This is a genomic window from Pseudomonas fragi (assembly GCF_900105835.1).
GTDB classification, from domain to species: Bacteria; Pseudomonadota; Gammaproteobacteria; order Pseudomonadales; family Pseudomonadaceae; genus Aquipseudomonas; species Aquipseudomonas fragi.
Genome location: NZ_LT629783.1, coordinates 4,837,149 through 4,856,003, shown reverse-complemented (window position 1 = coordinate 4,856,003; position 18,855 = coordinate 4,837,149). Strand labels below are relative to the sequence as shown.

General features: G+C 61.2%; 17 protein-coding genes. 9 read left to right on the top strand and 8 right to left on the bottom strand.

The features are described 5' to 3' along the window. Nucleotides 1-461: 461 nt before the first annotated feature. On the top strand, nucleotides 462-713 hold the full coding sequence (gene oprI, locus BLU25_RS22435) for an outer membrane lipoprotei OprI (protein WP_003172710.1): 252 nt from the start codon (nucleotides 462-464) through the stop codon (nucleotides 711-713). Nucleotides 714-851: 138 nt separating this feature from the next. Here the strand turns inward: oprI and BLU25_RS22430 are convergent, their stop codons facing one another. The 3 genes from BLU25_RS22430 to BLU25_RS22420 all read right to left on the bottom strand — a co-directional run bounded on the left by BLU25_RS22430 (nucleotide 852) and on the right by BLU25_RS22420 (nucleotide 2,935). Beyond that, nucleotides 852-1,880 carry a L,D-transpeptidase family protein gene (locus BLU25_RS22430; protein ID WP_016780124.1) on the bottom strand — a complete coding sequence of 343 codons (1,029 nt, stop codon included), beginning with the start codon at nucleotides 1,878-1,880 and terminating at the stop codon, nucleotides 852-854. 97 nt (nucleotides 1,881-1,977) lie between these two features. After that, nucleotides 1,978-2,271 carry a hypothetical protein gene (locus BLU25_RS22425; RefSeq protein WP_003446817.1) on the bottom strand — a complete coding sequence of 98 codons (294 nt, stop codon included), beginning with the start codon at nucleotides 2,269-2,271 and terminating at the stop codon, nucleotides 1,978-1,980. Nucleotides 2,272-2,329: 58 nt separating this feature from the next. Further along, nucleotides 2,330-2,935 (bottom strand): arylesterase, encoded by a 606-nt coding sequence (locus tag BLU25_RS22420; RefSeq protein WP_016780123.1) that lies wholly within the window; start codon nucleotides 2,933-2,935, stop codon nucleotides 2,330-2,332. 10 nt (nucleotides 2,936-2,945) lie between these two features. On the opposite strand from BLU25_RS22420, the gene BLU25_RS22415 reads away from it, so the two are divergent. Next, complete coding sequence (locus BLU25_RS22415; RefSeq protein WP_016780122.1) at nucleotides 2,946-3,629, top strand: ABC transporter ATP-binding protein; 684 nt, start codon at nucleotides 2,946-2,948, stop codon at nucleotides 3,627-3,629. Then, on the top strand, nucleotides 3,629-6,133 hold the full coding sequence (locus BLU25_RS22410) for an ABC transporter permease (RefSeq protein ID WP_083369839.1): 2,505 nt from the start codon (nucleotides 3,629-3,631) through the stop codon (nucleotides 6,131-6,133). Before BLU25_RS22415 ends, BLU25_RS22410 begins: the two co-directional genes overlap by 1 nt. 188 nt (nucleotides 6,134-6,321) lie before the next feature. Here BLU25_RS22410 and greB read toward each other — a convergent pair whose 3' ends face one another. Then, nucleotides 6,322-6,798 carry a transcription elongation factor GreB gene (gene greB / locus BLU25_RS22405; RefSeq protein ID WP_029611319.1) on the bottom strand — a complete coding sequence of 159 codons (477 nt, stop codon included), beginning with the start codon at nucleotides 6,796-6,798 and terminating at the stop codon, nucleotides 6,322-6,324. A 107-nt stretch (nucleotides 6,799-6,905) separates the two neighbouring features. Further along, nucleotides 6,906-7,679 carry an AraC family transcriptional regulator gene (locus BLU25_RS22400; RefSeq protein WP_083369838.1) on the bottom strand — a complete coding sequence of 258 codons (774 nt, stop codon included), beginning with the start codon at nucleotides 7,677-7,679 and terminating at the stop codon, nucleotides 6,906-6,908. Between the two features lie 202 nt (nucleotides 7,680-7,881). On the opposite strand from BLU25_RS22400, the gene BLU25_RS22395 reads away from it, so the two are divergent. The 5 genes from BLU25_RS22395 (at nucleotide 7,882) to BLU25_RS22375 (ending at nucleotide 14,420) form a co-directional block, all read left to right on the top strand. Beyond that, the gene (locus tag BLU25_RS22395) at nucleotides 7,882-9,525 is read left to right on the top strand and encodes an APC family permease (protein ID WP_016780119.1); all 1,644 of its coding nucleotides are present in this window, start codon (nucleotides 7,882-7,884) and stop codon (nucleotides 9,523-9,525) included. 54 nt (nucleotides 9,526-9,579) lie between these two features. Then, on the top strand, nucleotides 9,580-10,506 hold the full coding sequence (locus BLU25_RS22390; RefSeq protein WP_016780118.1) for a 4-hydroxyproline epimerase: 927 nt from the start codon (nucleotides 9,580-9,582) through the stop codon (nucleotides 10,504-10,506). A gap of 49 nt (nucleotides 10,507-10,555) precedes the next feature. Next, nucleotides 10,556-11,503, top strand: a complete 948-nt coding sequence (locus tag BLU25_RS22385) for a dihydrodipicolinate synthase family protein (RefSeq protein WP_016780117.1) — start codon at nucleotides 10,556-10,558, stop codon at nucleotides 11,501-11,503. Nucleotides 11,504-11,587: 84 nt separating this feature from the next. Further along, nucleotides 11,588-13,177 (top strand): aldehyde dehydrogenase (NADP(+)), encoded by a 1,590-nt coding sequence (locus BLU25_RS22380; RefSeq protein ID WP_016780116.1) that lies wholly within the window; start codon nucleotides 11,588-11,590, stop codon nucleotides 13,175-13,177. Then, complete coding sequence (locus BLU25_RS22375; RefSeq protein ID WP_016780115.1) at nucleotides 13,170-14,420, top strand: NAD(P)/FAD-dependent oxidoreductase; 1,251 nt, start codon at nucleotides 13,170-13,172, stop codon at nucleotides 14,418-14,420. Before BLU25_RS22380 ends, BLU25_RS22375 begins: the two co-directional genes overlap by 8 nt. Nucleotides 14,421-15,204: 784 nt before the next feature. On the opposite strand, the gene BLU25_RS22370 is transcribed toward BLU25_RS22375, so the two are convergent. The 3 genes from BLU25_RS22370 to BLU25_RS22360 all read right to left on the bottom strand — a co-directional run bounded on the left by BLU25_RS22370 (nucleotide 15,205) and on the right by BLU25_RS22360 (nucleotide 17,712). Beyond that, nucleotides 15,205-15,513: a hypothetical protein gene (locus tag BLU25_RS22370; protein WP_083369837.1), complete on the bottom strand. Its 309-nt coding sequence runs from the start codon at nucleotides 15,511-15,513 to the stop codon at nucleotides 15,205-15,207. A gap of 242 nt (nucleotides 15,514-15,755) precedes the next feature. Beyond that, nucleotides 15,756-16,190, bottom strand: a complete 435-nt coding sequence (locus BLU25_RS22365) for a DoxX family protein (protein WP_016780112.1) — start codon at nucleotides 16,188-16,190, stop codon at nucleotides 15,756-15,758. Nucleotides 16,191-16,293: 103 nt separating this feature from the next. After that, nucleotides 16,294-17,712: an MltF family protein gene (locus BLU25_RS22360; protein WP_029611318.1), complete on the bottom strand. Its 1,419-nt coding sequence runs from the start codon at nucleotides 17,710-17,712 to the stop codon at nucleotides 16,294-16,296. A 236-nt stretch (nucleotides 17,713-17,948) separates the two neighbouring features. Here BLU25_RS22360 and BLU25_RS22355 point away from each other — a divergent pair, with 236 nt between their 5' ends. Next, nucleotides 17,949-18,758: a TatD family hydrolase gene (locus BLU25_RS22355; protein ID WP_016780110.1), complete on the top strand. Its 810-nt coding sequence runs from the start codon at nucleotides 17,949-17,951 to the stop codon at nucleotides 18,756-18,758. Nucleotides 18,759-18,855 lie beyond the last annotated feature (97 nt).

Here is an 18,855-nt window from a genome sequence, read left to right as displayed (position 1 = left end):
TACCTTACTGATGTTTTTCCGCCGAGGGAACCACTACGCCATCACGCACGCGCTGCCCGCACAGGTGTGCGCAGGCCATGATTAAAGCGTAGCCACTCTCAGTGCAAATGTTCACGTCATGGGCCTGCCAGTTGTCCGCCGATCAAGGCTGCTCAAACGTTTCGTCGACCCCATCACCTGCACGCCACCTGAACATTTTGCGGAAGGTTGAGGCTATGACGTACAACCGAACTTAAAGTCACGCGACGCCATCACGCCGAAGCGGCTGCTTGCACTCCAAACTGACTGTTTTACAAGCACAATCTGTTAACGCTAGCCCATCAAGATTGATTGCCAATTATTTTTTTTGGTTCTTGCGCTAGGTCATTTTACTTACTACAAGTAATGGGTACTATGTACGCCGGCTGTTTCCTCACTTTGAAGGAACAGCTTTAATTAGAAAGTCCTTGAAGGGGAACACGATGAACAACGTTCTGAAATTCTCTGCTCTGGCATTGGCCGCAGTTCTGGCTACCGGTTGCAGCAGCGTATCTAAAGAAACTGAAGCCCGTCTGACTGCAACTGAAGATGCAGCAGCTCGCTCCCAGGCTCGTGCTGACGAAGCCTACCGTAAAGCTGATGAAGCTCTGGCTGCTGCTCAAAAAGCACAACAGACTGCTGACGAAGCTAACGAGCGCGCTCTGCGCATGCTTGAAAAAGCAAGCCGCAAGTAATAGTCCTTCGGGACTGTTATCAAGCCGACCTATTTATAGGTCGGCTTTTTTATTGCCTGCCAGCCACTCAACAGGCAATAAAAAAGCCGCCAAGGCTATTAACCAAGGCGGCCTTTTAGTGCGTTCTTGCAGTACGGCTTACTGCACATAGTCCAGCGACTGGCCAGTAGCCATTCCCGCATTGGATGTACCGATGACTGCAGGTATACCAGTTTCGGCCCCCACTACCGGGAAGGCCAGGTCCTTGTCTATCAGGATGTTGTTTTCCAGATTCGGGTGCTTGAGCAGGAAGTTCATGAAGCCTGCGTACTTGTTCTGCAAGTCTTCCGGGGTCAAGTGGGACTTGTCGCTCACTGCCAGCAGCGAGCCATCCTTCACGTTCAACGGCTCGTGAACTTCAAGGAATACCTTGCCGCCACTCACGCCCAGTTTGTACGGCTCGTTGATGATCCGCACCGGCGTACCCACTGGCACCATCTCTGCCATTTGCAGCACGTTCTGGTTGAGCATGCGGAAGCAACCGTGGCTGGTGCCCGTACCGATGCCGAACTTGGCGTTGGAGCCGTGGATCAGGTAGCCCGGCATGCCCAGGGTGAACTTGAACGGACCCAGCGGGTTGTCCGGCCCCGCGGGTACCACGTTAGGCAGCGGGTCGCCGTTTTTGGCGTGCTCGGCCTTGATCGAAGCTGGCGGCGTCCAGGTCGGGTTGGGGGTCTTGGCGGTAATTTTGGTCTGGCCCAGGGGCGAACCCCAACCCTCGCGACCAATCCCCAGCGGGAAGGTGTAGACCTTGTTCTGGTCCTTGGGGAAATAGTACAGGCGGTATTCCGCCAGGTTGATCACGATCCCCTCGCGCTTGCCCGGCGGCAGGATGAACTGGGTCGGCAACACGATATCGGTATCAACGATAGTGCCGTCCGGGTTCTTCTTGACCGGCAACCAGGCATCGACCCCCGGGTTGGCAGCGATCATTTCCGAATAGCCCAGCTCGTACTTGTTGCCCAGGTCTGCGAAGGAGTCTTCGTACTTGCCCTTGATCACCTGCACTTCGCCCACGACGTCTTCGCCGGGTGGTGGCAGCGGGAATTCAAGCGCAACAGCGGGCCCCGCAACACAGAGTGCGGCAACGGACAGGTAGCGGGTAACTGCAGGTAGGCGCGACAACATCCGGAACATCCTTCGCATAGACAACGGGGGACAAAAAAGGGAGTGTACACCGCGCCCACGGGGAGCGTGAGCCGGTCAGGGCATCAAACAGGTAACATCATAGTTCAAAGCGCAGCTCTGGCCAGATGGGCTCCGTGCCGCGGCGCTGCGACTCGATGATGGCCCGGCACAGCGGGCATAACCGGTGGTCCTGGAACACCTTGCGGGTGACATCAGACCAGCGCGGTTGTGCAGGCAGCAATGAGCCACACAAGGTGCGGTCAATGGTGCCGCCCAGCTCCAGTTGACGCGTCACCAGATGCACCCGTACCTCCTGGCAGGCGAACAGATCGAGCTGCTCATCGGGCTCGATCAGTTGATAGGCATATAAAGACCAGGCAGGACGCGACATCGGGGGCTCCAAATCGGGGGGGCGCCACCTTAGCCGAAACACTGGCCGTAGAAAAGCATCAAAGCAGGGGTTTTAGCGCCGGCCACACATTATCCAGCAAAAGCCCCTGCGCCCCGACCGCCGGGTGGATGCGATCAGCCTGCATCAGCTCGGTCTTGCCGCCCACGCCCTCAAGAAAAAACGGCACCAGCGCGACGTTTTTTTCCTTGCCCAACTCGGCATACACCGCGGCAAAGGCCTGGGTGTAACGCGCACCATAATTGGGCGGCAACTGCATGCCCAGCAACAGCACCTTGGCACCCGCCTGTTGCGAGGCGTCGATCATCCCTGCAAGATTTTGTTTCAATTGCGCAGGTAACTGGCCACGCAGGCCATCATTGCCGCCCAGTTCGACAATCACCACATCCGGTTTATGCTCTACAAGCAGCGCCGGCAGCCGCGCAAGCCCGCCAGCGCTGGTGTCGCCGCTGATCGAAGCATTGACCACCTTGTCGTCGTAGCCTTGCTCCCTGAGCCGCTGTTCGAGCAAGGACACCCATCCCAGACGGGTATCCAGGCCGAAAGCCGCGCTGATACTATCGCCGACGATCAATATTGTTCCCGCCGTTGCCGTCTGCGCCATGCACATCAGGGCCAGGGCAGCACTTAAAAACCACACACGCATTGGATTCTCCATGGGCGAAAGTATTCTCACCGCGCAGAACCTTAGCAAAGTGGTTCCCAGCGCGGAAGGCGAGCTGACCATCCTGCACCCTTTGAGCCTTGAACTGAACAAGGGCGACAGCCTGGCGATTGTCGGGGCTTCGGGCTCCGGCAAGTCGACCTTGCTGGGCTTGCTCGCAGGCCTGGACTTGCCCAGCCAGGGCGAAGTGATCCTGGCCGGGCGAGCCTTGAGCACCCTGGACGAAGACCAGCGCGCCCGGGTCAGGGCCGAACATGTGGGCTTTGTGTTCCAGTCGTTCCAGTTGCTCGACAGCCTCAACGCCCTGGAAAACGTCATGCTGCCGCTGGAGCTGGATGGCCGCAAGGATGCCCGAGAGCATGCCCGCCACCTGCTTGAACGGGTTGGCCTGGGCCAGCGCCTAAGCCACTCGCCACGCCAGCTTTCGGGTGGCGAGCAACAGCGGGTTGCCATCGCCCGGGCGTTCGCCGCCAACCCCGACGTGCTGTTTGCCGATGAACCCACCGGCAACCTCGACAGCCACACCGGCGAGCGCATTACCGACCTGCTCTTTGAACTGAACAAGGAGAACGGCACCACCCTGGTGCTGGTGACCCATGACGAACGCCTGGCCCATCGCTGCCGGCGCCTGATCCGTCTTGAAGCTGGCCATCTGGTCGGCCCTCTGGAGCCCTGATGGCACGTCTGCCGCTGTTGCGCATGCTGAGTCTGGCTGTACGCCAATTGCTGCGCGATGCCCGCGCCGGCGAGCTGCGCGTGCTGTTTTTCGCCCTGCTGGTCGCCGTGGCGGCCAGCACCGCCATCGGCTACTTCGGGGCCCGCCTCAATGGCGCGATGCTGTTGCGCGCCACTGAATTTCTTGGTGCCGACCTGGTGCTCGATGGCAGCGCCCCGGCGCGCGAGGAGCAAATCAAGGTCGGCACCGACCTGGGCCTCAAACACGCGCGGGTGGTCGAATTTGCCAGCGTGATCGCCACCGACAACGGTATCCAGCTCTCCAGCATCAAGGCGACAGACGATGCCTACCCGTTGCGCGGCGAACTGAAAAGCGCCCCTCAGCCCTATGCCGAAGAACAGCCTGGAGGCGGCCCCAAACCCGGTGAGGCCTGGGCCGAAGCCCGCTTGCTGACCGCGCTGGACCTCAAGGTCGGTGATGAAATCGATGTCGGTTCAAAAACCGTGCGCATCACCCGAGTGCTGACCTATGAACCCGACCGCGCCGGCAACCTTTACAGCCTGACCCCACGGATACTGATCAATCTGGACGACCTGGCTGCCACCGGTATCGTACAACCGGGTAGCCGGGTGACCTACCGCGAGCTATGGCGCGGGGAGGCGCCAGCCCTTGAATCCTACCGTCAGGTAGTCAAACCCGGGCTGGAAGCCAACCAGCGCCTGCTCGACGGCCGGGATGGCAACCAGCAGATCGGCGGTGCCCTGGGCAAGGCCGAGCGTTACCTGAACATGGCCAGCCTGGTGGCGGTGCTGCTGGCAGGCGTGGCCGTAGCCTTGTCTGCTACCCGTTTTGCCAATCGCCGCTTTGATGCCAGCGCCCTGCTGCGCTGCCTGGGCCTGTCACGCCGCGAAGCCCTGTGGCTGTTTACCCTGCAGTTGGCGGTGCTCGGCCTGCTGGCCAGCCTTGCCGGCGCCCTGCTGGGCTGGCTGGCACAGCTTGGCTTGTTCGCCTTGTTGCACGACCTGCTGCCTGCAGACGTACCGCCCGGTGGCCTGATGCCGGCGATTGCCGGGATGGGTACCGGGCTGGTGGCGCTGGCAGGTTTCGCTTTGCCGCCACTCGCCGCACTGGGCCGCGTACCGCCACTGCGGGTATTGCGCCGCGACATGCTGCCGATTCCGGCCAGTACCTGGACCGTCTACGGTGCAGCTCTGCTGGCACTGGGGCTGATCATGTGGCGCATGAGTCTCGATCTGGTATTGACCTTCGCCCTGCTCGGCGGTGGCGTGATTGCCGCCGTGGTGCTGGGCGGGCTCCTGCTGCTGGGCCTGCAAAGCCTGCGCCGCCTGCTGGCACGCGCTTCGCTGCCCTGGCGCCTGGGGCTGGGGCAGTTGCTGCGCCACCCGCTGGCCGCCGCTGGCCAGGCCCTGGCCTTTGGCCTGATCCTGCTGTCGATGGCGCTGATCGCCCTGCTGCGCGGCGAGTTGCTCGATACCTGGCAAAACCAGCTGCCCAAGGACGCGCCCAACTACTTTGCACTGAATATCCTGCCGGCCGACAAGGAGGCTTTCGGTGCCCACCTGATGACCCTGCAGGCCCGCGCCGCGCCGCTGTACCCGGTCATTCCGGGGCGCCTGATCAGCATCAACGGCGAGCCGGTGCAAGATATCGTCAGCAAGGACTCCAGTGGCGACAAGGCCATCCAGCGCGACCTGAGCCTGACCTGGGCCGCCGACCTGCCTGCCGAAAACCAGCTGACGGCAGGTAGCTGGTGGGGGGCGAAGCCCGAAGGCGATGTGCCGGGTGTTTCAGTGGAAGCCAAAGTCGCCGAAAGCCTCAAGCTGAAGCTGGGCGACCTGATGACCTTCACCATTGCCGGGGTCAATCGCGAAGCGCGGGTCACCAGTTTGCGCAGCATCAACTGGGACAACTTCCAGCCCAACTTTTTCATGATTTTCCAGCCCGGCACCTTGCAGGACTTGCCGGCCACCTACCTCACCAGCTTTTACCTGGCTCCGGGACATGACAAGGAAATCATCGAACTGTCGCGCACCTTCCCGGCCGTGACCATCCTGCCCATCGATGCATTGCTGGAGCAACTGCGCAGCATCCTGGCGCAAGTGACCATTGCCGTGGAATACGTGCTGCTGTTTGTGTTGGCGGCGGGCATGGCGGTGCTGTTTTCCGGCTTGCAATCCACCCTGGACGAGCGCATTCGCCAGGGCGCCCTGCTTCGTGCGCTGGGGGCCGAGCGGCAACTGCTGGTGAAGGCCCGGCGCATCGAGTTCGGCCTGCTGGGCGCCACCAGCGGCCTGCTCGCGGCACTGGGTGCCGAACTGGTCAGCCTGGTGCTGTACCGCTTTGCCTTTGACCTGCCGTGGCACCCGCATCCGTGGTTGCTGCTGTTGCCGGTGCTGGGCGCGCTGATGGTGGGCGGTGCGGGAGTGTTTGGCACACGCAGGGCGCTGAATGCCAGCCCGTTGACGGTGTTGCGCGAGGGTTGATATGCCCTCGCCCGAGCTTTTGTAGCCGCTGAGGAGCGCAGCGAGGCTGCGATCGGGTGCGTAGCGACCGTAAAACCTAAGTCCGGGATTTACCTGGACGACCGCAGTATCAGATTTTACGACTGCTTCGCAACCGATCGCAGCCTCGCTGCGCTCGTCAGCGGCTACAAGTTTTGTACAGGTTTACCCTAGCTCTTCTCGTAATAAATCTCGTTGATCCACCACAGCACTTCCCCGCTAGGGGTCTGCACCACGGCCTCGTCCCCCACTTCTTTCTTCAACAGTGCACGGGCCATCGGTGAGTCGATGGAGATGTAGTCGTTGCGCCCGTAAATTTCGTCGTAACCCACAATGCGGAACTTCTTGACGTCCCCGGCCTCGTTTTCGATTTCGACCCAGGCGCCAAAAAACACCCGGCCTTCCTGTTCGGGCGAGTAATCAACTACCCGCACATCTTCCAGGCGCTTGCGCAGGTAGCGCACCCGCCGGTCGATCTCGCGCAGCAACTTCTTGTTGTACTGGTAGTCAGCGTTTTCGCTGCGATCACCCAGTGATGCCGCCCAGGTCACCTTGCGTGTGGTATCCGGGCGCTTTTCCCGCCACAGGTAGTCGAGCTCCTGCTTCAGGGCTTCATGGCCTTGCCTGGTGATGATATTGGTACTCACTCGCGGTCGTTCTCCAGCAGGTTGCATTGGCCAGGGCAGACTCTTAACACCCCGGCGCGACGAAATACATAGGGCCGCTGATTAAAATCACAACCACGGCAGCACGCTCACTGTGCCGTGGCCTGCCGGTACTGGCGCGGGGTAAAACCGGTCAACGCCTTGAACTGGCGGGTGAACGCACTGTGGTCGGTGTAACCGCACTGCAGGGCTACTTCGGTGATCGGAATATCGGTCAGCAGCAGACGATGGGCGTGTTCCAGCCGCACCTTCTGGATCATCTGCCGTGGCGTCAGGTGAAATACCCGCTTGCAGTAACGCTCCAGCTGCGCCACGGAAATCCCGGCAATACGGGTCAACTCACCCAGGGTCACGCGGCGGTTGAAATGCGTGCGGATGTGCTCGTCCACCGCCGCCAGCCGCTGGTACGCCGGGTGGGTATCGCTGGCTGATTGCAGGTCAACGGAGATCCCCGCCAGGCCGATGATCGCGCCCTGGCGATTGTACAGCGGGCGCTTGTGGGTCAGGCACCAGCCCGGCTCCCGAGTCCCGTACAGATGCAGCTCCAGCTGGTCTTCCAGCACCCGCCCCTGTTCCAGCACCTGGCGATCCTGTTCGGTATAACCCGGCCCCAACTGTGCCGGGAAAACCTCGGCGCTGGTTTTGCCCAGCAGGGGTTGCAACTGCTTGAGGCCGCAGCGCTGTACCAGGGTGCGGTTGGCCAGCACATAGCGCGCGGCAGTGTCCTTGATAAAGATCGCGGCATTGGGGATGGCATCGAGCATCGGCAGCAACAGCGCCACGCCAGAGAGCAACTGTTCAAGGCTCTCGGGGCGGCTCAACTCGCTGCCCTGGCCCAGCATTGCAAAAGCATTCTGCGTCATCACACTCACTCTCCCACAACTGAGCAGGCATCAATCGCCTGTGTCCATTGTGCCGATTTCGTCATCGGCTTCAATGGAAAAGATCAATCGCAAACTTTCCCCGACGTTCAATCTAGCGCCATTGCACACCCGCCAACCGTGTTGGCGCACTGGCAAATGACATCACACCTGCCTAACCAATAACTCACAAAAAGGCGACGCCATGTCAGGTAAAGGCAAATTCAAGAAACAGCTCTCACTGATGGACCTGACCTTTATCGGTCTGGGTGCCATCTTCGGTTCCGGCTGGTTGTTTGCAGCCAGTCATGTGTCGGCAATCGCAGGCCCGGCGGGGATTTTTTCCTGGCTGCTGGGCGGTTTTTCCGTGCTGTTGCTGGGCATCGTTTACTGCGAACTGGGCGCTGCCCTGCCCCGCGCCGGTGGCGTCATTCGTTACCCGGTTTACTCCCATGGCCCGTTGCTCGGGTATTTGATGGGCTTTATCACCCTGATCGCGTTCTCCAGCCTGGTGGCAATTGAAGTGGTCGCCGCTCGCCAATACGCCGCGGCATGGTTCCCCGAGCTGACCAAGGCCGGTTCCAGTGACCCTTCGATCCTGGGCTGGCTCCTGCAGTTCGGCCTGTTATGCCTGTTCTTTATGCTCAACTATCGCAGCGTGAAGACGTTCGCCCTGGCCAACAACCTGGTCAGCGTATTCAAGTTCATCGTGCCGCTGCTGGTAATCGGCGTGCTGTTCACCTTCTTCAAACCGCAAAACCTCTACGCCCAGGGCTTCGCTCCCTTTGGCCTGTCGGGGGTGCAGATGGCCGTTTCCGCAGGCGGCATTATTTTCGCCTACCTGGGCCTGACCCCGATCATTTCGGTGGCCAGTGAAGTCAAGAACCCGCAACGCACCATCCCGATTGCCCTGATCCTGTCGGTCCTGCTGTCGACCGTTATTTATGTGTTGTTGCAAGTCGCCTTCCTCGGCGGCGTGCCCACCGAGATGCTGGCCAACGGCTGGGCCGGTGTGACCAAGGAACTGGCCCTGCCCTATCGCGATATCGCCCTGGCCCTGGGTGTGGGCTGGCTGGCTTATCTGGTGGTGGCCGATGCAGTGATCTCGCCCAGCGGCTGCGGCAACATCTACATGAACGCCACGCCACGGGTGATCTATGGCTGGGCACAAACCGGCACCTTCTTCAAAGTGTTCACCCGCATCGATGAAAAGTCCGGCATCCCGCGCCCGGCGCTGTGGCTGACCTTTGGTCTGTCGGTGTTCTGGACCCTGCCGTTCCCGTCCTGGGAAGCGCTGATCAACGTGGTCTCCGCCGCACTGGTATTGAGCTACGCCGTGGCCCCGGTGTCCGTGGCCGCCCTGCGCCGCAATGCCCCCGACATGCCGCGCCCGTTCCGGGTCAAGTGGATGGCGGTGCTGGGCCCGCTGTCATTTATCGTGGCGGCGCTGATTGTTTACTGGTCGGGCTGGAACACCGTGTCCTGGCTGCTCGGCCTGCAAATCCTGATGTTCGTGGTGTACCTGTTGTGCTCACGCTTTGTCCCGACCAATCACCTGAGTCTGGGTCAGCAAGTACGTTCATCTTTGTGGCTGATCGGCTTCTACGCCGTAACCATCGTGCTGTCCAAGCTCGGCACCTTTGGTGGCCTGGGCGTGCTGGCTCACCCTTTCGACACCCTGGTCGTCGCCGCCTGCGCCACCGCGATCTATTACTGGGGCGCAGCCACCGGCGTGCCGGCGCACCTGGTCCGCCTGGAAGACGACGAGGACAGCGAAGACGTCCCGCAACCTGCCAGCCAGATGTCACCGCGCCATGCCAGCGGAGGCTTTGTGCCGACTTCGTCCTGACACACCGTTTGCCACCGTCCTCCCAGCCGTTGTTCTCTTCCAAGGGATACGTTCATGAAGCAAGTCCATATCATTGATTCACATACCGGCGGCGAACCCACCCGCCTGGTGCTCAAAGGCTTTCCGCACCTGGCCGGGCGCACCATTGCCGAGCAGCGCGATGCCCTGCGTGACCAGCATGACCAATGGCGCCGGGCCTGCCTGCTGGAGCCCCGTGGCAACGATGTACTGGTCGGCGCGCTGTACTGCGAGCCGGTGTCGGCAGATGCCACCTGCGGCGTGATCTTCTTCAACAATGCCGGTTATCTGGGCATGTGCGGGCACGGCACCATCGGTTTGATCGCCTCCCTGCATCACCTGGGCCTGATCGAGACCGGCGAACACAAGATCGACACCCCGGTCGGCCCGGTCACCGCCACCCTGCATCCAGATGGCAAGGTCACCGTGGGCAATGTGCCTTCCTACCGTTACCGCCAGCAGGTCGCCGTTGACGTACCCGGGCATGGCCGCGTGCAGGGCGATATCGCCTGGGGCGGCAACTGGTTCTTCCTGGTCAGCGACCACGGCAAGGCGCTGCAACTGGACAATGTCGAAGCCCTCACCGAATACACCTGGACCATGCTCAAGGCCCTTGAGGCGCAAGGAATACACGGTGCAGACGGCGCCCTGATCGACCATATCGAACTGTTTGCCGACGACGAACAGGCCGACAGCCGCAACTTCGTCATGTGCCCGGGCAAGGCCTATGACCGCTCGCCCTGTGGCACCGGCACCAGCGCCAAACTGGCGTGCCTGGCCGCCGACGGCAAGCTGGCCCCCGGCCAGCCCTGGGTGCAGGCCAGCATCACCGCCAGCCAGTTTGTCGGCAGTTATCAATGGGACGGCGAGCGCATTCGCCCGTTCATTACCGGCCAGGCCTTTATGACCGCCGACAGCCTGCTGCTGATCGACGAAAAAGATCCTTTCGCGTGGGGCATTTAAGCCCTTTGCCGTAAACACATCCGAATAAACGACTCGAGGAGTTAGAACAATGAGCGATAACATTTTTACCGGTTGCATGCCTGCCCTGATGACCCCGTGCACCGCCGAGCGCAAGCCGGACTTCGACGCACTGGTGGCCAAGGGCCGCGAGCTGATCGATATCGGCATGAGCGCCGTGGTGTACTGCGGATCAATGGGTGACTGGCCATTGCTGAGCGAAGCCGAGCGTCAGGAAGGTGTGGCACGCCTGGTGGCTGCCGGTATTCCAACCATCGTCGGCACCGGCGCAGTAAACAGCCGCGAGGCCGTATCCCACGCAGCACACGCCGCCAGGGTCGGCGCCCAGGGCCTGATGGTGATTCCACGCCTGCTGTCCCGTGCGGCTTCGCCTGCGGCGCAAAAAGCTCACTTCGCGGCCATCCTGGAAGCCGCTCCGCAACTGCCGGCCGTGATCTACAACAGCCCGTACTACGGTTTCGCCACCCGCGCCGACCTGTTCTTCGAACTGCGCAGCCAATACCCGAACCTGATCGGCTTCAAAGAGTTCGGCGGTGCTGTCGACATGCGTTACGCCGCAGAACACATCACCTCCAAGGACGATGATGTGACCCTGATGGTGGGTGTCGATACCCAGGTGGTGCACGGTTTCGTCAACTGCAACGCCACCGGCGCCATTACCGGTATCGGCAACGCCCTGCCGCGCGAAGTGCTGCAACTGGTGGCCCTGAGCAAGCAAGCGGCTAAAGGCGACCCCAAGGCACGCCGCCTGGCCCGTGAGCTGGAAGCCGCGCTGGCGGTACTGTCATCGTTCGATGAAGGGACTGACCTGGTGCTCTACTACAAGCACCTGATGGTGCTCAATGGCGACACCGAGTACAGCCTGCACTTCAACGACAGCGATGTGCTGAGCGATGCCCAGCGCCACTACGCCGAGAACCAGTACAGCCTGTTCCGCCAGTGGTACAAAAACTGGTCCGCCGAACAGAACGTCGCCTGACCCCCAGCGCAACATCCCTGAACAGCGGCGCACATCCTGTGCGCCGCCTTGTTCCAGCCCAGCCCCTTTTTTCAGGAACACGCCATGACTCTGACAGGCAACATGCTGATCGGTCAGCAAGCCATCACCGGTAACCGCGAAGCGATCCGGGCGATCAATCCCGCCACCGGCACTGCGCTCGAACCGGCCTACCTTGGCGGCGGCAGCGAACATGTCGAGCAGGCGTGCGCTTTGGCATGGGAGGCTTTTGACGGTTTTCGCGAGGCTTCATTGCAAACTCGCGCCATATTCCTTGAAACCATCGCCGATGAGATCGAAGCCATTGGCGATGAACTGATTGATCGCGCTGTCAGCGAGTCCGGCCTGCCACGTCCGCGCATTCTCGGCGAGCGCGGACGCACCTGCCAGCAACTGCGCACCTTTGCCCGTACCGTGCGCGCCGGTGAATGGCTGGATGTGCGGGTCGACAACGCCCTGCCCGAACGCCAGCCGCTGCCGCGCGCCGACCTGCGCCAGCGTCATGTGCCGCTGGGGCCGGTGGCCGTGTTCGGTGCCAGCAACTTCCCGCTGGCGTTCTCGGTGGCGGGCGGCGACACCGCGTCGGCACTGGCGGCTGGCTGCCCGGTGGTGGTCAAGGCCCACAGCGCTCACCCCGGCACCAGCGAACTGGTTGGCCATGCAATTGCCCGGGCGGTGAAAAAATCGGGCCTGCATGAAGGGGTGTTTTCCCTGCTGTTTGGTTCCGGCCGCGAAGTGGGTGTAGCCCTGGTCAGCGATCCACGCATCAAGGCGGTCGGCTTTACCGGCTCGCGCAGTGGCGGCATGGCTTTGTGCAACGTGGCGGCAGCACGCCCCGAACCCATCCCGGTGTATGCGGAGATGAGCTCGATCAACCCGGTCCTGCTCTTCCCTGCTGCCCTGCAGGCTCGCGGCGAATCACTGGCGCAGGGCTTCGTTGCTTCTTTGACCCAGGGTGCAGGGCAGTTCTGCACCAACCCGGGGCTGGTTATCGGCCACCAGGGCCCGGCGCTGGAGAGCTTTATCAGTGCAGCTGCGCGGCTGATCCAGCAAAGTCCGGCCCAGACCATGCTCACTCCGGGGATCTTTCAGGCCTATGAGGCCGGCGTAAGTGCGCTGCAAGAACTCGACAGCGCAAAACAGGCAGCAGCCGGTTTACAGGGCGAGACACCCAACCAGTGCCAGGCCCACCTGTTCGTGACCCGGGCCAGGGACTTGCTCGCCGAACCGGCATTACAGGCCGAAATATTCGGTGCTGCGGCGCTGGTGGTGCAATGCGCCGACGACCAGGAGATCCGCCAGGTACTTGAGCACCTGGAAGGCCAATTGACCATCACCCTGCAACTGGATGATGCCGACCTCGACAGTGCCAGGGCCGTACTGCCCACCCTGGAGCGCAAGGCCGGGCGTCTGCTGGTCAATGGCTGGCCAACCGGGGTTGAGGTGTGTGACGCAATGGTCCACGGCGGGCCTTTCCCGGCGACTTCAGACACCCGCACGACGTCGGTCGGCACGGCTGCGATCCTGCGCTTCCTGCGCCCGGTGTGCTATCAGGACTTCCCTGACAGCCTGTTGCCGACGGCACTCAAGCAGGCCAACCCGCTGCATCTGCGCCGCCTGGTCGATGGCCACAGAGAAGTACTGGAAAATGCCTGATCACTTCGACTCGAATACAACAGACATTGCCGTGATCGGCGCCGGGGTTATCGGCGTCGCCTGTGCCCTGCAACTGGCGCGTCAGGGCCAGCGGGTGGTGGTCATCGACATGCAGGAGCCCGGCCACGGCGCCTCGTTCGGCAACGCCGGGCATCTGGCCACCGAACAGGTATTTCCCATTGCTGACCTGTCCATTCTCAAGCGCCTGCCGGCCATGCTGATGGACCCCATGGGACCTTTGCGCCTGGACTGGAAATACCTGCCCCGCGCCCTGCCGTGGTTCACCCGCCTGCTGCTGAACCTGCGCCCGGCGCCATTCCAGCGCAGCGTGGCAGGCATTCGTGCCCTTAATGAAAGCAGCGTGGGTGCCTGGCACCGCCTGCTCAAAGGCATTGATTGCCCGGGCCTGATGCGCGAAGACGGTTCGTTGCTGGTGTACGAGCGCCCCGAGTCCCGGCAAGCACTCCTGGCACTGCAGGCCCGCATGCGCCAACAGCAGGTGCCGGTGGAGCTTTGGGAAGCGAAGGCTGTGCGCGAGACTGCGCCACAACTGAGTGAACAGATCCTGGGCGGGTTGTTTTTCCCGGCCACGGGGCACTTTATCGACCCCTACCGCGCGGTCTGCGAGCTGGTCGAAGCTGCCAAACAGTGCGGCGTGCAGTTTCTCAAACAACAGGTAACAGGCGGGCAATTGAGTGAGGCCGGGATTTGCCTGCAAACCCGTCAGGGCAAAATAAACGCCCGCCGGGTGGTGATTGCCTGCGGCGCCCACTCGGCCAAACTGACCGCAGCCCTGACCGGCAAGCATGTGCCGCTGGATACCGAACGCGGCTACCACCTGATGTTGCCCCACGAGCATGACCGGCTGCCGTTTGCCGTCACCTCACTGGAACGCAAATTCATCATGACCCCGATGAGCGATGGCTTGAGGCTGGCGGGTACGGTTGAATTTGCCGGCCTGGATGCGCCGCCGAGCATGGAGCGCGCCTGGCAGTTGCATCGCCTGAGCAAGGGGTTGCTGCGCGAGGAGTTGAGCGCTGAGGGGGCAACGCCGTGGATGGGCTTTCGGCCATCGTTGCCTGACTCGCTGCCGATCATTGATCGGGTAGGCGAAGGCAAGGTGCTGCTTGCCTTCGGCCATCAGCATTTGGGCTTGACCCAGGCGGCGGTCACAGCCGAAATGATTGCGCAGTTGGCAACCGGAGCACCGGTACAGCCGGCTTACCGGCTAGACAGGTTTTAAACCACCTGTGGGAGCGGGCTTGCTCGCGATGGCATCGACGCGGGGCAACTGAAGTACCGCAGCGCCTGCATCGCGGGCAAGCCCGCTCCCACAAAGCTCGCTCCCACAAAAGCAGCTCCCGAAAGGCAGCTCAACGCAGGGTTATCAACCTTGCCGGCAGTGACGGTCGAAATGATTGCGCAACTGGCATCCGGAGCACCGTACAGCCGGCTTACCGGCTAGACAGGTTTCAGACCACCTGTGGGAGCGGGCTTGCTCGCGATGGCATCGACGCGGGGCAACTGAAGTACCGCAGCGCCTGCATCGCGGGCAAGCCCGCTCCCACAAAAGCAGCTCCCAAAGGCAGCTCAACGCAGGGTTATCAACCTTGCCGGCAGTGACGGTCGAAATGATTGCGCAACTGGCATCCGGAGCACCGTACAGCCGGCTTACCGGCTAGACAGGTTTTAAACCACCTGTGGGAGCGGGCTTGCTCGCGATGGCATCGACGCGGTGTAACTGAAGTACCGCAGCGCCTGCATCGCGGGCAAGCCCGCTCCCACAAAGCTCGCTCCCACAAAAGCAGCTCCCGAAAGGCAGCTCAACGCAGGGTTATCAACCTTGCCGGCAGTGACGGTCGAAATGATTGCGCAACTAGCATCCGGAGCACCGTACAGCCGGCTTACCGGCTAGACAGGTTTCAGACCACCTGTGGGAGCGGGCTTGCTCGCGATGGCATCGACGCGGTGTAACTGAAGTACCGCAGCGCCTGCATCGCGGGCAAGCCCGCTCCCACAAAGGCAGCTCAACGCAGGGTTATCAACCCCTGCCGGCTGACTCGGGTGAGGTTGTGAATCACCCGCTCGGCATTTTCAGCGTCGGGAGACTGGATCACCGCCAGGTCAAAACTGTCAGCGGCAAAGCGCGCCAGCTGGTCGCCCTCTTCCACAAACTGGATCAGAAACGCCGTAGGCCGGCCTTTGCGGCGTGGCCAGCCATCCAGATAGCGCAGCAGCGTTGGCTGATGCTTACCGCCCAGAAGGATTTTTGGATTGCGCAAGGCAGGACTGGCCGAGATCGGCGCAAGACGTACAAGGGGACGTGGGTGACTCATGAATCGGTTCTCCGCCTCAAGATTCTGCGTGGCAGGTGAGAGGCAACACCGAACCAGCGCTTTAGCGGTATTTCAAGGCCTGTTACAAGCCTCTTAGACGGTCTGTGACCCTCTGGCGCCCCGCAAGTAGCTGTTTAAATCGGCGCAAGAAAACATCCTAGATAAACCTGCTTGCAGCTGTCAACACCCATCTGAAACGAAAAAGGCCCGCTCTGGGCGGGCCTTTTCACTGACATCGGATTTCAGTCAGCGATTGCACGATCGATCGACAATTTGCCCGCACCTTCGATCAATACCGCGACGGTGCCACCCAGCAGGGCCAGGGCAAACTCATAGCCGTTGTTGGCCATAAACAGGCCGTTGCTGATATGCACCGAGAAAATCGCCACCAGCAGGGTAAACGACAAACCCAATGCCGCCGGGCGCGCCAGCAGACCGACAATCAGCGCCAGGCCACCGAAGAACTCGGTACCGCCGGCCAGAGCGGCCATCAGCGTACCCGGCGCCAGGCCGATGCTTTCCATCCATTGCGCGGTCCCCGCCAGACCACCGCCACCAAACCAGCCAAACAGTTTCTGCGAGCCGTGGGCGGCGAAAATGATACCTACGAAAATACGCAAAATCGTCAAGCCATAACCTGCGCGGCTGCCCAGTACGGTATGGATCAATTTGCTCATGGTGGAATCCTTTAGGAAATCAGTGGGGGAATGCTCGCCATATTAATCAGTTTTTATAATGTTAAAAGTCGAATAAACCGGATTAAACAATCTATTTATTCGATCACTTGCGTGTGACTAGTTCAGCCTTTTTGGGTTCCAGCGAATCCCGCTCCCGATCAAACGCCAAATAGTACTTGTTCACACTATTAACATAGCTGACAGCACCCATTCCCACCTGCTCCATGGCAATACGCTCCACTTGAAAGAACCACTGGTTGGGGTTCAGGCCACGTCGCCTGGCCTCGGCGCGCATCCCTTGCACCCGCTCCGGCCCCATGTTGTACGCCGCCAGCACGAAGGCCATGCGCTCGCGCTCATTGAGTTTGGGGCTGGCGAAGAACTTGCGACGGATCATCGCCAGGTACTTGGCCCCGGCCTGGACATTGTTATCGACGCTCTGAATATTATTGACCCCCACCCGCTGCGCGGCAGAAGGCGTGATTTGCAGCAGCCCGGTCGCGCCACCGGTGCCTTTGGCATTGGGGTCAAGGGTGGACTCCTTGAATGCCAGCGCCGCCAGGTTCAGCCAGTCCATACCTTGCTGCTGTGCATGTTTCTGCAACACCGGGCGCAATTTCTCCAGCTGCTGGCGGTCGGCCCGAGCCAGGGGATAATGCACACGGTACAAGCGACGATAGACCCGTTCAAAGGCGACATCCTGATCGGCCGGGGCCTTGTAGCCATCCAGAAAACGGTCGATGCTGGCCCGCAACATCGAAGCATCGCGGCGCACATACCAGTGCATGGCTTCGGGTTCGCTGACCAGCACCTTGCGGTCAAAACGCAATTTCGGCATCAATGTGGCCCAACGCTCGGCAATCGGGCGCTCCACGATGGTCAGATGAAAAATACCCGCCTGCACCATCTCCAGCACGTCTTCGACTGCCAGGGTCGGGTCTACCCATTCGATCTTCACCGGTGGCAATTTGCGCAGGGCCAGTTTTTGATTGATCAGGTTGACCGATGCCCCCGCCGCACTGCCGGTGGTCAGCGCCACGGTACGACCCGACAGCTGCTCCATACGGGTAAAGCGGCGCTCGCCCTTGACCCCCACCAACAGCAGCGGCACTTCGTCGACGATCGGGTCACTGGCACTGATGGCGCGGCTGGGTTTGAAATCGATCAATTCGCCCGGGGCAACCACATCGCCTTCACCGCGGGACAAGGCGCCAAGCAGTTGATCCTTGGCTTTGGGAATGATCTTGAGGGTTATTTCCTGGCCATCACGGGCATGGCTGTTGAGGTAGTGTTCAAACGCGCGCAGTCGATGGTATTCAACGCCAATCGCCTGCCCCTGAACCTCACCCGAGCTGTTGCGGCTTTGATTGACCAGCACCCGCAACACCTGACTGCTGCGAATTTGTGCCAGATCGCGAACCTGACTCGGCTGCCCGGCCTGTAAGGGTCCGGCCAGGCGTGCCAGTGCCGGTAGCGGCAACAGCAGCAGGCACAGCGCAATCAATAGCGTCGGTCTTGTCATCCGTTCTCCGGAAAGAATACAGCCCAGCACTTTGTCGGTTTCCCGACAACCGGTTGCCCCAATTGAGGCTTTCAAGCGCTGGAAACAGCGCGCAAAACAGTCAATGCGTCCTTTGGTAAACCGGGCATTGCGTTGTTGCGGCATTCAAAGACAACCATAACTGTCTGTAGTTCTTGGTTTTTCTTGTAAATCTACAGCTCTGATATGCTTCTTGGCCTGTGGCCTGAGGTAAAACCATGCAACTCATTGATATCGGCGTCAACCTGACCAACCCAAGCTTCGACGGCAAACACCAGGCCGTGCTGGATCGCGCTTACGCAGCTGGGGTGTGCCAACTGGTACTGACCGGCACCAGCGTCGAAGGCAGCGAACAGGCCTTGCAATTGTGCCGGGAGCTGGACGAAAGCGGCCAGCGCCTGTTCTCTACGGCCGGCATTCACCCGCACTCGGCCAGTGACTGGAACGGCGACAGCGCCCGCCAATTGCTGGCCCTGCTCAAGGAACCGGGCGTCTGTGCCGTGGGCGAGTGCGGGCTGGACTTCAACCGCGACTTCTCGCCCCGCGCGCAGCAGGAGAAAGTGCTGGAAGAGCACCTGGCGCTGGCTGTTGACCTGCAATTGCCGGTGTTTTTGCATGAACGTGATGCCAACCAGCGCTTGCTGGAGATCCTGCGCGACTTCCGTGACCGCTTGCCGGCGGCTGTTGTGCATTGCTTTACCGGGGAGAAAAAGGCGCTGTTCAGCTACCTCGACCTGGACCTGCATATCGGCATTACCGGCTGGATTTGCGACGAACGCCGCGGTACTCACCTGCACCCGCTAGTGCGCGACATCCCCCGTGGGCGCCTGATGCTCGAAAGCGATGCGCCGTACCTGTTGCCGCGGACCCTGCGACCAAAACCGAAAAATGGTCGCAACGAACCGGCCTACCTGACCGACGTATTGCGTGAAGTGGCCGTGCACCGTGGCGAAAGCGAGCAGGACCTGGCCGAACACACCACCGCGTGTGCGCGGGCGTTTTATGGGTTGCCGGTACTGACAGACTGACGCCCCATCCCTTGTGGGAGCGGGCTTGCCCGCGATGGCATCGACGCGATTTACCATAAAGACCGCGTCGCCTGCATCGCGGGCAAGCCCGCTCGCT